General features: G+C 72.1%; 11 protein-coding genes. 5 read left to right on the forward strand and 6 right to left on the reverse strand.

Translation table 11 applies throughout. The annotated features are described in order from the left end of the window. Positions 1–14: 14 nt before the first annotated feature. From F5972_RS33510 to F5972_RS33520, 3 genes are read left to right on the forward strand one after another with little or no spacing between them, the layout of a single operon-like run. Positions 15–1,115: an acyl-CoA synthetase family protein gene (locus F5972_RS33510; RefSeq protein ID WP_150939608.1), complete on the forward strand. Its 1,101-nt coding sequence runs from the start codon at positions 15–17 to the stop codon at positions 1,113–1,115. After that, entirely contained in the window at positions 1,115–2,485 is a 1,371-nt protein-coding gene (locus F5972_RS33515; RefSeq protein ID WP_150939611.1) for an aldehyde dehydrogenase family protein, read from the forward strand. Before F5972_RS33510 ends, F5972_RS33515 begins: the two co-directional genes overlap by 1 nt. A 31-nt stretch (positions 2,486–2,516) precedes the next feature. Continuing rightward, positions 2,517–3,632 carry an alpha/beta hydrolase family protein gene (locus tag F5972_RS33520; RefSeq protein WP_150939613.1) on the forward strand — a complete coding sequence of 372 codons (1,116 nt, stop codon included), beginning with the start codon at positions 2,517–2,519 and terminating at the stop codon, positions 3,630–3,632. Positions 3,633–3,774: 142 nt separating this feature from the next. Here the strand turns inward: F5972_RS33520 and F5972_RS33525 are convergent, their stop codons facing one another. Next, positions 3,775–4,509, reverse strand: coding sequence for a GNAT family N-acetyltransferase (locus F5972_RS33525; protein ID WP_150939616.1), 735 nt, complete (start codon positions 4,507–4,509; stop codon positions 3,775–3,777). A 362-nt stretch (positions 4,510–4,871) separates the two neighbouring features. Here F5972_RS33525 and F5972_RS33530 point away from each other — a divergent pair, with 362 nt between their 5' ends. Then, on the forward strand, positions 4,872–5,528 hold the full coding sequence (locus tag F5972_RS33530) for a class I SAM-dependent methyltransferase (protein ID WP_150939618.1): 657 nt from the start codon (positions 4,872–4,874) through the stop codon (positions 5,526–5,528). 248 nt (positions 5,529–5,776) lie between these two features. Next, positions 5,777–6,913 (forward strand): hypothetical protein, encoded by a 1,137-nt coding sequence (locus F5972_RS33535; protein ID WP_150939620.1) that lies wholly within the window; start codon positions 5,777–5,779, stop codon positions 6,911–6,913. 91 nt (positions 6,914–7,004) lie between these two features. Here the strand turns inward: F5972_RS33535 and F5972_RS33540 are convergent, their stop codons facing one another. The 5 genes from F5972_RS33540 to F5972_RS33560 form a co-directional block, all read right to left on the reverse strand. Next, positions 7,005–7,649 (reverse strand): permease-like cell division protein FtsX, encoded by a 645-nt coding sequence (locus tag F5972_RS33540; protein ID WP_150939622.1) that lies wholly within the window; start codon positions 7,647–7,649, stop codon positions 7,005–7,007. Further along, on the reverse strand, positions 7,646–8,170 hold the full coding sequence (locus F5972_RS33545; protein WP_150939624.1) for a sigma-70 family RNA polymerase sigma factor: 525 nt from the start codon (positions 8,168–8,170) through the stop codon (positions 7,646–7,648). Before F5972_RS33545 ends, F5972_RS33540 begins: the two co-directional genes overlap by 4 nt. Before the next feature lie 106 nt (positions 8,171–8,276). Next, positions 8,277–8,663, reverse strand: coding sequence for a nuclear transport factor 2 family protein (locus F5972_RS33550; RefSeq protein WP_150939626.1), 387 nt, complete (start codon positions 8,661–8,663; stop codon positions 8,277–8,279). Between the two features lie 363 nt (positions 8,664–9,026). After that, a complete protein-coding gene (locus F5972_RS33555; protein ID WP_150939628.1) occupies positions 9,027–9,734 on the reverse strand; it encodes an ABC transporter ATP-binding protein in 708 nt (235 codons plus the stop codon). Between the two features lie 163 nt (positions 9,735–9,897). Then, the gene (locus F5972_RS33560; protein WP_150939630.1) at positions 9,898–12,756 is read right to left on the reverse strand and encodes an ABC transporter permease; all 2,859 of its coding nucleotides are present in this window, start codon (positions 12,754–12,756) and stop codon (positions 9,898–9,900) included. Between the last annotated feature and the right edge of the window lie 10 nt (positions 12,757–12,766).

The raw sequence follows: 12,766 nt of genomic DNA on the forward strand, positions 1-12,766 counted from the left end.
TCAAAGGGGCGGATATGTCACCGCGCACCGATCCCATCCTCGACTGCCCGATCGACCAGGTCCCGGACGGCCGGGAGTTCGTCGAGGCCGCCATGCGCTGGCATTTCAGCCCCGAGACCGGCTCGCCGTTCTGGCTGGAACGGGCGAAGACGCTCGACTTCGACCCGCGTGCGGACGTGCGCTCCTTCGAGGACCTGCGGCGGTTCCCCAACGTCGCCAACGAACTGCGCGAGGTCCGGGTGGAGGACCTCATTCCCCGGGGGTACGGCCCGGACGCGGCGGTGGTCGGCGTGTACGAGAGCGGCGGCACCACCGGGCCGCCCAAGCGGGTCGTCGTCCTGCGCGACTGGCTCGACCGGCTGCTGCTCCGGCTCGAACAGGACCTGGAGGCCAGGGGCTACCCCGAGAGCGGCAACTGGCTGTCGCTCGGGCCGACCGGGCCGCACATCTACGGGGAACTGGTCCGCCGGCAGGCCGAGCGGCGCGGCGGCATCCGGCTCGCCGTCGACATGGACCCGCGATGGGTGAAGAGGAGCATCGCCGAGGGCCGCGCCGAGGAGGCGGAACGGTACGCCGAGCATCTGATCGACCAGAGCGCCCACCTCCTCCGGACCCAGGACGTGCGGGTCATGGTGACCACCCCTCCGCTGCTGACCCGGCTGGCGCGCAGGGACGCGCTGGTCAGCCTGGTCAACGAGAAGGTCTCCGTGATCAGCTGGGGTGGCGCGCACATGGATCCCGACACCCACTACCTGCTCCGTACGGAGGTCTTCCCGGGCGTGAGGCTGTACGGCATGTACGGCAGCACGATGATCCTGGGCGGGCTGCCCGAGCGGGCCGTCCCGCCGGAGCAGGACGTGATCGTCTTCGACTCCTTCTCGCCGTACATCGCCTTCGAGGTGGTGGACCCGCGGACCGGGGAGAGCGTGCGGATCGGCGACCGCGGCCAGGTCGTGATGCACCACGTCAGCAAGAGCTTCTTGCTGCCCAACAACCTGGAGCGTGACCTGGCCACCCGCGTGGCCGCGCCGCCGGGCCAGACGGGCGACTCCGTGGCCGACGTCGGGCCGCTCCCCACGTTCGAGGACGAGCCGGTCATCGAGGGGGTGTACTGATGGACGAGCCCATCCAGCTCGACGCCCTCGGCTCGGGCGGGCCGTACCGCAGCCGGAGCCGGCTGCCCATCCGCGAGCTGGGCGGACTGCTGATCGCGGAGCTGAGCCTGGTGCCGCGCCTGTTCGTGCAGCGGACGATGGCGGCCCTGCGCCGGGCGCGGACCATGCCGGCCGACGAGCGGGCGGCGGCCCTCACCCGCGCGGGACGGCTGTTCGAGACCGGCGTCGTCGGCGGCCTCGGCGCGGAGGAGTACCGGCACATCGTCAGCCGCGTCTCCGGAATGCCGATCACCGTGGTCCGCTCGGCGGCGTCCGGCATCGCGCACCGGGCGGGCGAGGCGTACCGCACGACCCGGTACGCCCGGCCCGAGGGCGCGGTGGACGACTGGCGCGACCCGCTCACCCGCACCGGGCAGGCGGTCTGGACCCGGCGCGGCGACGTCTTCGCGGTGCACGCCGCGGGCAACCATCCGGGTGTGCACACCCTGTGGCTGGAGGCCCTGGCGATGGGCTACCGGGTCGCTGTGCGCCCGTCCCGGCGCGAGCCGTTCACCCCGCACCGCCTGATCACGGCGCTGCGCGAGTCGGGCTTCGGCGAGGACCAGGTCGTGCTCCTGCCGACCGACTACAGCGTGGCCGACGACATCATCAAGGACGCGGACCTCGCGATGGTGTACGGCGGCGAGGAGGTCGTGAACAAGTACGGCGACGACGTGCGGGTGCTGCCGCAGGGCCCGGGACGGTCGAAGATCCTGCTCACCGAGGACGACTGGGAGCGTCATCTCGGCACGATCGTCGAGTCGGTCAGCGCGTTCGGCGGGACGGCCTGCGTGAACACCACCGCCGTCTTCGTCGCCGGCGATCCCGCGCCCGTCGCCGCGGCCGTCGCGGAGCGGCTGGCCGCGATCCCGAGCCTGCCGCCGGAGGACGACGCCGCGGTGCTGCCCGTCCAGCCGGTCGCGGACGCGCGGGCCGTCGAGAAATACCTGCTCGACCACGTGGACGGCGCGACGCCGCTGCTCGGCGGCGACGGGATCGTGCACGACCTCGGCGACGGCAGCGGGGTGCTGCGCCCGGCGGTCTTCCTGGTGGACCGGCCCGACGCGCCGCAGACGGGCATCGAGCTGTCGTTCCCGTGCGTGTGGTTCGCGCCCTGGAGCCCGGACGACGGTGTCGGGCCGCTCAGGAACACGCTGGTGCTGACCGCCATGACGCGGGACGACGACCTGGTCGACCGCCTGGTGGACGACCCGTCGATCAGGAACGTCTACCTGGGCGACGCCCCCACGTTCTGGATGCCGCAGTGGGTGCCGCACGATGCCTATCTCGGCGAGTTCCTCATGCGAACAAAAGGCGTCATCCGCGCTTAAAAATGTGGAAACCGCCCAGTAGATTCTGGGCATGCACAGCAGATCCCGCTGGCTGCGCCGCCTCCTGTGGACGCTCGCCGTCGTCGTGGTGCTCGGCCTGGCGGCCGTCGGCGGTGCCGGCTGGTACTACTCCGGTCTCGTGATCGACCCGGTGCACGAGGCCGGCTATCCCCTGGAGGTCACGGCCGTCCACGGGGACGAGGTCACGATCAAGGGTGGCGCCGACACGGCCTCCCCCGGAACGTACGGCCTGACCTGGGCGGACGGCAACGCGCTGCTGGGACCGACGACCGCGGCCGGGGCCGGCACGGTGACCAGGAAGGTCACCCGGGTCGTCCGCGGCGAACTGCGCCCGGGGGTGCGCGCCTACCTCGACCGATGGCTGTGGGGGCACGCGACCCCGGCCGCCGCGGGCGTGCCGTACACGGACGTGACGATCCCCTCGCCGCTCGGCGGTCTCCCCGGCTGGCGCACCGAGGGCGTCTCGCGGACCTGGGTGATCGCGGTGCACGGGCGCAACGGCGGCCCCGGGGAGGCGCTGCGCGTGCTCCCGGTTTTCCACAGCCTGGGGATGCCGGTGCTGGGCATCACCTACCGCAACGACGAGGGCGCCCCGGCGAGCCCGGACGGCAAGCTCCACCTCGGCGCCACCGAGTGGCGCGACGTGGCCGCGGCGATCACCTACGCCCGGGGGCAGGGCGCGACCGGGATCGTGCTGTACGGCTGGTCGATGGGCGGCGGCATCGTGCCGATGACCGTACGGAAACTTCCCGGCGAGCCGGTCAAGGCGATGATCCTCGACAGCCCGGTCGTCGACTGGCGGTCGCCCATCGCCCTCGGAGCCGAGCAGATGGGCGTCCCGGGCTTCCTCGTGACGGTGGGCGAGTGGGTGGTCGAGCGGCGTACCGGCCTGTCGTTCGACGACGTGGACCACCTGCGCCACGCCCGGGAGTTCAGGGTCCCGACCCTGGTGTTCGTGGACGACGACGACGCGACGGTGCCGCCCGGCCCGGCGCTGCGCCTCGCCGAGGCCCGGCCCGACATCGTCAGGCTCGTACGGACCGCCGGGGGCGGGCACACCGGATCGTGGAACGCCGACCCGGCCCGCTACGAGCGGGAACTCAAGGAGTTCGTCACGTCCCTGTGACGGCGGCCCCGCGGAGACACCAGGTGAGCGTATTTCGCACGTAACCGGACGACGCCGGCATACGGCCGCCGGAGAATTCCCACCTGAGATCCGCCGTGCCGCCCTTCCCCCGAAGCGCCTGACGATCCGGCGGGGCGCTTCGTCACGTCGCCGCGACGCCGGGGATCACGACGGTCATCGAGCTGTGGACCAGGGTGAAGCCCAGCCGCTCGTACACGCGCCTGGCCGGGTTCCCCTCGGTCACGGCCAGGCCCAGCCGGTCCCACCCCGTGGCGTACGCCCTCTCGCGGACCGCGCCCAGCATCCGGGCGCCGAGGCCGGCCGGCGTACGACCGGGGTGCCGGAAGACCTCGGTCACCCAGGCCAGGTCGCCGAAGCGGTTGACCAGGACCCCTCCGGCCACCGTGTCACCCTCGTCCACGGCCAGGACGCTGCAGGGCAGGAGCTCGCCGAGTATCTCCCCCGCGAGCAGCGGGGCGAGCTCCTCGCGCAGCCCGGTGGCCCCGTCCCGCGGCCGGTGGTCCACGTGGCCCGGCGGATACGCCGCGCGCCAGGCCGGGAAAACGTCCTCGGGCGCGCGGTCACAGGGGACGAACCGGAAGCCCTCGGGCGCGGCCGCGTCCGCCGGCGGCGCCGTACGCAGGTCGCAGGTCATCTGGTGGGCGTGCCGCCTCAGGCGGGCGCCGTGGGCGAGCAGTTCCCGGCCGAGATCGGGCGGCCCCGCCACGGCCCATCCGGGCAGCTTCTCCAGGATGACGCCGGCCGCGTCCGGGCTCAGCGCCTCCACCTGGTCGGCGCACGGCAGGCCGTATCTCTCGCCCTCGGTGTAACTGATCGCCGGGGAACCGTCCGGCCCGGCCAGAGTCACTCGTCGCACGGAGCAGAGGGTCGCGCAGCATCCCCTGGTCGGCAACCCTTTTTTTCCGGAGCAGGCCCTCTTCCTCCGCGTCCTCCGGGAGAACGTCCGGGAAAAAGACGGCGCGGCCGGGAACAACGGGCCCCGGCTCGTGGTTTGATGAAGCGTGGCCGGTGTGCAGGTGTCCCCGGGCCTCACCTAATTTGCCTTCGCGGACTACCGTTCGGCTGGAGCCGCGTTGTGCCTTTCGCCGAGAGGCGACCCGGCACCGGCACCACACGTGCGGGACCCCGGCAGGAGATCCTCCTGCCGGGGTCCTGGCGTGTTCCGGGAGCGCCGGCCGTCCGATGGGAATTGTCGGTGGCGGGTGCCACGATGCGCTCATGCCTGAACCGGATTCCGAGTCGATCTCCTCGTACTGGGACGCGGCGGCGGACACCTTCGACGACGAAGCCGATCATGGGCTTCGCGACCTCCGGGTCCGCGCCGCCTGGGCGGGCCGGCTGCGCTCCTGGATGCCGCGGCCCCCGTCCGACGTCCTCGATCTGGGCTGCGGCACCGGCTCCCTGACGCTGCTGCTGGCCGAGCAGGGACACCGGCCCGTGGGGCTCGACCTCTCGCCGAGGATGGCCGAGGCGGCCCGCCGCAAACTCGCCTCGGCGGGCTTCGCGGTGACCGTCCTCGTCGGGGACGCGAGCGCCCCTCCCGCCGCCGCCGGCGCCTCCTTCGACGTGATCCTGGCCCGGCATCTGATGTGGACCCTGCCCGCGCCGGAACGCGCGCTCCGCACCTGGATGGGCCTGCTGCGCCCGCACGGGCGGCTGATCCTGATCGAGGGCAACTGGCAGGCCTCCGACGACGGCCCGCCGTACGTCGCCGGAGCCCACGCGCTGCCGTGGCTCGGCGGAGTGAGCGCCGGGCCGCTCCTGGACGTGCTCCGGCCGTACGCCGCGAGCGTGCGGGCGGAGCCGCTGACCGATCCCGTGCTCTGGGGCAAACCGATCCACGACGAGCGCTACGCCGTCATCGCCCGCCGCTGACAGGTGAGGTGGGAAAACTCGCAACACCGAAAACGTAATAGTGCCGGAAACGCCGAACGCATCGTCTCAGGCAGGGCGGGGCAAAACGCGGGCCGGTCATCCCGCCGTTCAATGGCACGGATGCCCATCAAGTCATACGGAATTCCGCCGGGAACGGCGCGGGAGGGGTCAATTCGCCTGGACGGGCTCTGGCTGGGGTGCCAAGGATTGAGATGCAACCCGATCGCTGATCGGAGAGGAGTATCTCTATGCACGGCACTCGATTCTCATTACTGCTGGGTCCGGCAGTCCTTACCGCGGTATCGCTCTGGCCGGCCATCGCATCGGCCTCCACCGTCCACCCGTCCATCCACCCGTCCGGCCACCTGGCCGCCGCCGCGCTGAGCGTGCCGCGGGCCGAGGAGCCGGGCTACCTCGGCGAGGAGTCGGAGGAGGCGGCGCAGCAGAGCGTACGCGCGTACGAAGAGAGCGGGTACGGGCGGGAGAGCGAAAGCGCCCTGGAAAGCGGATCGAGCAGTTCAAGCGGTTCGAGCGAGGAGTCCGAGGAAGCCGAGGAGTCCGAGTCCGGCGAGGCGAGCAATCTCGCCCTCTACTCGCGGCCCTCGCTCCGGTCCTCGCTGAGGGAGTCCTCACTGCAGGAGTCCTCGCTGAGTGAGTCGTCCCTCAGCAGTCCGTCGCTCAGGAGTTCCTCGATGCGCGAGGCCTCCTACAGCCGTCCGCTCAGCTACCGGACGATCACCTACCAGCGGCCGGTCACCCAGATGCGGATGGTGACCGAGAGCCGTCCGGTCACCTACACGCGGCAGGTCACCTTCCAGCGTCCGGTGTCCGAGACGCACATGGTCACGCGGATGCGCCCGGTCACGGAGACGCGCCAGGTCAGCTTCCAGCGGCCGATCACCGAGACGCGGTTCGTCACCGAGAGCCGCCCGGTCACGCAGTACGTGTCCTACCAGCGGCCGATCAAGCAGACGCGGTTCGTCACCGAAAGCCGCCCGGTCACCCGGTACGTCAGCTACCAGCGGCCGGTCGTGCACTACGTCACCGAGAAGAAGGCGATAACCGAGCAGCAGACCTACCAGCGCCCGATCACCGAGACGCGGTACGTCACCGAGAGCCGCCCGGTGACCAGGCAGGTCAGCTTCCAGCGGCCGATCACCGAGACGCGGTTCGTCACCGAGAGCCGTCCGGTCAGCTACACCCGGATGGTGCCGGAGAGTCACCCGGTGACCACCACGCACATGGTCAGCGAGAGCCGTCCGGTCAGCTACACGCGCATGGAGAGCTTCCAGCGCCCGATCGCGGAGACGCGCTACGTCACCGAGAGCCGGCAGATCGCCTACCGGCCGTCGCTCGGCTCCAGCTCGTCCAGCGACGACTGCTAGTGAGTGAGAGATGAGCCCGGCGCGTCACCGGCCGGGCGAACGAAGGGCACGGGCCATTGCCGCCCGTGCCCTTCCACCTGTCCGTACCGGCTCAACGTCCACCGTCTTGGAAGCGGCACTCTGTCCGGGCTTCCGCCGGCCGGGTCGGGTTGTCCCACAGGCACCCTTCGTCGACGACGTTGGACACCCCGGACAGATCGCTCGCCGCCCTGGCCACAGCCGTGCGATCGGCGCCGGGGACGAGTTTCAGGCGGAAGGACTCCGGCATGTCCTCGACCCTGACCGCCTTCAGCAGCCTGGGGTTCGGCTCGCTTCTGCGGAAGTTCTCGAACGCCGTCCGCCGGTCCTCGAACGTCACGACCGTCACGTCGCGGCGGGCCCGGAGCGTTCGGCTGATGTTCTCCCGCTCCCAGGCGGTGACCGCGCCGCCCCTGCAGCGCGGGAAGGGGGAGTGATCCGTACAGAGGAACACAGAGATCTCGGCCATGCCGGACGAGGCCGCGCCGCCGCTCGGCGGCGTCACGGCGACGCCGGCCTCCCGGGGGGCCGGAGACGGCTCCGCGAGCCGTGCCACGCCCACGATGGTGCCGGCCACCGCGAGTGCCGCGGCGGCGATCGCGAGGCCGCGCGGCCGGGTGCGGCGTGGCGTGGGCAGCGCGTGGTCGAGGCCGTCGTCCGGCACCGTACGCGCGCGGGCCGCCATGGCGTCACGGAGCCGATCCTCGATGGTGCTCATGCGTCCTCTCCCAGTTCGCGAAGGAGCCTGGCCAGGGCTCGGGCGGTGGTGGACCTGACGGTGCTCTGCCCGATGCGCATGACCTGGGCGATCTCGGGCTCGGCCAGGTCGAGGTAGTAGCGCAGGACGAGCGCCTCCCGCTGCCGTCGGGGCAGCCGCGCCAGCGCCAGCAGCACCTCTCTGCGCGACTCCCCGAGGAGTGCGGCGGTCTCCGCTGAGTCGGCCAGGTCAGAGCTCCGCTGCGTACGGCGCAGCATGACCGCACGGCGGCGCAGCACCGAACGGGAGCCGTTCAGCACGCAGGTGCGGAGATAGGCGAGCGTGACGCACGACGTCCCTCGGCCGTGCAGCCGGGCGAATACGTCCTGCACCACATCCTCGGCCGTCTCCAGATCGCCCACGAGCAGCACCGCGAGCCGCACCAGGCTGACCCGGTGCTCCCGGTACAGGGCGACCAGATCGGCCTCGGGAGGCGGTGCCGGTGGCGCGGGCGCCGTCAACCGCGGGGATTCAAGGTTCATGCAGAGTGAACGCCCGGCCCCCCGCATCCGCTGCTTACAGATGCACGAGGCCCTTCCGCTCGAACGGAAAGGGCCTCGTGACGCTGCTCCGCGGGAGCGGGTGGGCTCACGCCTCGCTGGCGTGGGCCGCCAGGATGCGCCAGCCGTGCTCGTCGGTGTGCACCCAGGTGCGCGTGTAGCGCAACCGGCCGCCGAACGGCACGCCCGCGAACTCGCCCTCCAGCGTGCCGAGGAAGCAGGTCACCCCGGTCGTCCCCGAGACGAGGACGGTGAGGTCCTCCTGCACGACCTTCTTCATGACCTGGGTGCGCGAGCGGTGGTTGTGCAGGTCGAGCTCCTTGGCCTCGGGATACAGCCGCCCGTCGGGAGGCCCGGTGAAGACGAGCCGCTCGTCGAGCAGCCGGTCGAGCTCCTCCACGTCACCGTTGAGCTGGGCGTTCTGCAACCGCCGCTCGGCCTCGTACAACTCGTCCAGAAGGGTACGGCCCGCCATGACTGTCCTTTCCGCCGGAAGCGTTCGTCAACCGGTGCCGACGGTAGCCCCGGCGGGGCCGCATACTCCAGACCGCAGCCCACCTCCCTGGCCGCCCGGTCTCCCCCTCCCGGTCGTCCAGCACCGACGGAGCCGCACGCAAGCCCTGATCATGGCGATACCGCTCCGCGGTGGTTAGACGTCCGTCCTGGCGTACAAAGAGAAGCGACGCGGTGAGCGGCACCGACTGCTGGACGAACTGACGGCAGAGTCCGTGGGCATGGGCATGTACGACAAGCCTGCCAACGATTTCTGAGCGGCCTACGCTGGCCTCGCGCCCCGAACAGGACAGGCGACGCACTCCGGCGTCGAGCCTCCGAGCCGTCAGCGCGTGGTGTCGTCGACGATCCGGCCGTCCCGGATGCGGATGATCCGATCGCAGTGCGCGGCCACCCCGTCGTCGTGGGTGGCGACCAGCAGGGTCAGCCCCTGCTCGGCGACCAGGCGATCGACCAGCTCCATCACCTCCCGGCCGGTGGCCGAGTCGAGGTTGCCCGTGGGCTCGTCGGCCAGGATCAGCCGAGGCTCGCCGATCAGCGCACGCGCGACCGCGACCCGCTGCTGCTGCCCGCCGGACAGCTGCGACGGCACGGCGTGCGCCCGGTCCAGCAGGCCCACGGCGGCGAGTAACTGCCTGCCCCGTTCCGTACGGTCGAAGTCCACCCGGCGGGGCAGCACCGGGGCGAGGACGTTGTCCAGGACGGTGAGCGCGGGCAGCAGGTGGAACCGCTGGAAGACGAAGCCGACGCTGCGGCGGTAGACCGACAGCTCACGGCGGCCGAGCGCGGTCACCTCCCGGTCCCCGACCGTGATCGTGCCGCCGTCCACCCGTTCCATGCCGCCGATCAGGTGGAGCAGGGTGGACTTGCCGGAGCCCGAAGCGCCCACCACGGCGACCCGCTGCCCCGCCGGGACGTGCAGCGACACGTCGTCGGCGGCGACGATCCGGCCGTCTCCCTGACCGAACCGCTTGGTCAGTCCCCTGAGCGTCACCTCGACACCGCGCCGGGCGCCGGTCGTACGCGCCTCCATCGTCACCTCTCCGCCCTCGCCGCGGGTTCCGGAAGCCGGTCCGCTCCCGTCGCGATCACGTATCCCACAGCGCACCTCCGCAAATCCAGCGACGTCGTCGAAACGGATGAACAGGGGCGCCATGAGCAGCGCGAGGCGAGTTCCACGTGCCTCATCGACGGCCTCAGTCCTCCGCCAGCACGGCGGCGAGCGGCAGGCGGCGCATGAGCTGCGCGGGGACGGCGGCGGCCAGCACCGCGAACGCGGTTCCGGCCGCGGCGACCGGGAGCGTGGCGCCCACGGTCGCCCAGGTGAGGCCGCCCAGGAACGCGGCCAGCACGCCGAGGCCGAGACCGGTCCCGAGCGCCGCGCCGGTCAGGCCGAGCAGCGCGCCCTCGGTGACGATCAGGCGGCCGAGCTCCCCGTCGGACCACCCGCACGCGCGCAGCGCGGCCAGCTCGCCGCTGCGTTCCCGGACGCTCAGGTAGAGAGCGTCCGCGATGGCGAACACACCGAGCGCCACCGTGGTGACGGCGGCGGCCAGATCGACCCCGCGTACCTGGAGCGAGACGGCGTCGCCCAGCAGCGTGCCCTGGGCCTCGCCGTGGAACCGCCAGGTGATCACCAGCAGCGTGGACACCGCCGCCACTCCGGCCGCGAGCGCCAGCACGCCGACCAGGCTGCGAGTCGGGACCCGGACCAGGTTGCCCACCGCCATGCCGTGCACCGTCCGGGACCGGCGTGCCCGGGTGCGGGTGACCACGGGGGGACGGATCGCCGCCATCGGGTGCGCCCGCCCGGCGCGCAGCGCGGGCACCAGCCCGCCGAGCAGGGCGATCCCGCAGGCGACCGGTACGGCCAGCAGCGCGTGTCCGGGGCTCACCTCGATGCCGGTGGCGGCGGCCAGCGGCAGGGACAGGGCGGCGCCCAGGATCCCGGCGACCAGGCCGACCAGCACCACCTCTCCCAGCACCAGCGCGGCCAGCCGCCCGCCCGGCCAGCCCAGACAGCCGAGGACGGCCAGCTCGCGCCGCCGCACCCGGACCGACGCGGCCACCGCGTTGCCCAGGAACAGCATGCACACCACGAGGATGAGACCGAACAACAGCGCGCTCTTCTGGTCGACGGCCCTGGTCAGCGCGACCGCCACGCCCTTGGTCGTCCAGTTCTCCAGCAGCCGCAGCTCGGGGCGGCCGAACACGCCGGCGGGCAGCTCGACCGGGCGCGGGGCCGGGGAGGAGCCGATGGTGATGTCCACCTCGAGCCCGGTCGTGGTGGCGATCTTCTCGGCGGCGACGCGGATGCGCTCCTGGGACAGGTCGTCCAGCCCGGTGACCCCGGCGACCCGTACCCGGATCGCGGAGACCGGCGCCTCCTGCGCCGGGTCGTCGCCGCGGACGAGCATGGGCAGCGCGGTCAGCGTCGTCAGGAGCTGGGGCGGGGTGGCCAGGTAGCCGCCGGGGTTGCCGTTGGGCAGCAGCGGGCGGTTCCCCAGCGCCGCCCGCGCGCTCTGGTCCGCGCCGGTCGCGCTCGCCGGCTGGTACGTCTCCAGCGGCACCGCGGACAACGCGGAGAACTCGGTCAGCCCGGACGCGTCGAACCTCCCCACCACCTGCGGGAACGCGTACACGGACACGCCACCGGGGCCGGCCAGCTCGCGTTTGGTCAACGGCCGGAGCGCCCGATCGTGCGCGAACAACGGGGCCGAGGTGTCGACGAGGGAGTTCTCCTGCCGCCACACCTCGTCGAGGTCGACGGTGACGGGATCCGGCTTCAGCGCCCCCTCTCCGCCCCCGTAGCGCGGGCGGCCGGACTGGATGACGCGGTCCACGTTCAGCCACGTGTCACCGGGGTCGGTGATCGGGCGCTCGCTGACCTGCCGGTAGACGCTCTCCGCGTCGACGCGCACGGTCGACGTGCGCCGGGCCGGCTCCGCCTGTAGCCGTTTCCACAGCTCGTCGCCGCGCAGGCTCGCGATCTCCGGCGGCCGGTCGAGCCGCGAGACGTCGGCGGTCAGCTGCTCGTCGTCGTGCGCGGCCGACGAGAGCAGCATGGGAACATCGGCGAACCGCGTCCACTTGGCCGGCGTCGGGGCGTCGCTCGCGCGCAGGTAACGCCCGGTGACCACGGCGCGATCCAGCCCGACCAGTTCCGCCTCCTGCACGGGATCGACGGCCGCCAGCAACAGCGGCACGGGCCAGCTGACGGGGAGCGTCAGGCGCGGCAGCCGCACCTGCCTGGGAATGATCCCCCCGCCCGCGTCGCCGAGCTGGGTGCGGAAACCGCCGTCCGGCAGCATCTGGTAGACGTCCACGCGGGACCGGTCCGCCGCCGTGAGGTAGGTGCGTCCGGGCTCCCGCTTGCGCGCGGTGGGGCAGATCGGCTGGATTCGTCCGTCCGGGAGGACTTCGGCCGCCGGGTAGCCGGACGACATCCCCGCGCGGTCACACACCGCGTCGTCCACCCGCACCTTCCGGCCCTCGTAGCGGTAGCCGGCGAACTCCACGTGGTTCGCCGTGTTAGTGGTGAACCGCGGCCACAGCACGGGGTTGCGGGTCACGTACACGTACCTGTCACCCGGGTCGTCGATCGTCGACAGTCCCCGGTCGGTGGTCCAGGTCCTGTCCACCTTGAGCAACTGCCGTCGTGCCCCTCGGTCGAGCTGCTCCGTGAGGTCGATCTCGGCGGTCGCCGTCACGTCGACGTACCCCACCATCGCCACCGGAGCGGCCACCTCGACGCCGGGCAGCGCGAGTATCCGCCGCCACTGGTCGAGCGTGATGCCGCCGAACTGGCCGGACAGGAAGTTCGGGCGCACCTGCCCGTGCGCGAGCTCCTGCGCGTCCCGGCTCCCCCGGGGCCGCACCAGCACGTCGTACGTGCTGCGGTAGTTGTCGTCCAGGGTCCCGGTCACGCGCAGGCGTGAGGTCTCCACCGAGCCGGTGAGCAGGGTGAACCCGCTCGTGGCCAGCAACACGCCGAGCAGCATCGTCATCGAGCGCACCGACTGGCGGCGTAACTGGCCGATCATCAGCCTCAGCATGAATCACCAT

The organism is Microbispora cellulosiformans (genome assembly GCF_008728085.1).
In the GTDB taxonomy this organism is placed as follows: Bacteria; Actinomycetota; Actinomycetes; order Streptosporangiales; family Streptosporangiaceae; genus Microbispora; species Microbispora amethystogenes.

What these genes read in the sequence shown, in the direction of transcription:
- F5972_RS33530 (WP_150939618.1), top strand. Translation starts at nt 4,872, where the DNA reads ATGCCTGAACCGGATTCCGAGTCGATCTCCTCGTACTGGGACGCGGCG.
- F5972_RS33535 (WP_150939620.1), top strand. Translation starts at nt 5,777, where the DNA reads ATGCACGGCACTCGATTCTCATTACTGCTGGGTCCGGCAGTCCTTACC.
- F5972_RS33560 (WP_150939630.1), bottom strand. Translation starts at nt 12,756, where the DNA reads ATGCTGAGGCTGATGATCGGCCAGTTACGCCGCCAGTCGGTGCGCTCG.
- F5972_RS33510 (WP_150939608.1), top strand. Translation starts at nt 15, where the DNA reads ATGTCACCGCGCACCGATCCCATCCTCGACTGCCCGATCGACCAGGTC.
- F5972_RS33515 (WP_150939611.1), top strand. Translation starts at nt 1,115, where the DNA reads ATGGACGAGCCCATCCAGCTCGACGCCCTCGGCTCGGGCGGGCCGTAC.
- F5972_RS33540 (WP_150939622.1), bottom strand. Translation starts at nt 7,649, where the DNA reads ATGAGCACCATCGAGGATCGGCTCCGTGACGCCATGGCGGCCCGCGCG.
- F5972_RS33550 (WP_150939626.1), bottom strand. Translation starts at nt 8,663, where the DNA reads ATGGCGGGCCGTACCCTTCTGGACGAGTTGTACGAGGCCGAGCGGCGG.
- F5972_RS33520 (WP_150939613.1), top strand. Translation starts at nt 2,517, where the DNA reads ATGCACAGCAGATCCCGCTGGCTGCGCCGCCTCCTGTGGACGCTCGCC.
- F5972_RS33545 (WP_150939624.1), bottom strand. Translation starts at nt 8,170, where the DNA reads ATGAACCTTGAATCCCCGCGGTTGACGGCGCCCGCGCCACCGGCACCG.
- F5972_RS33555 (WP_150939628.1), bottom strand. Translation starts at nt 9,734, where the DNA reads ATGGAGGCGCGTACGACCGGCGCCCGGCGCGGTGTCGAGGTGACGCTC.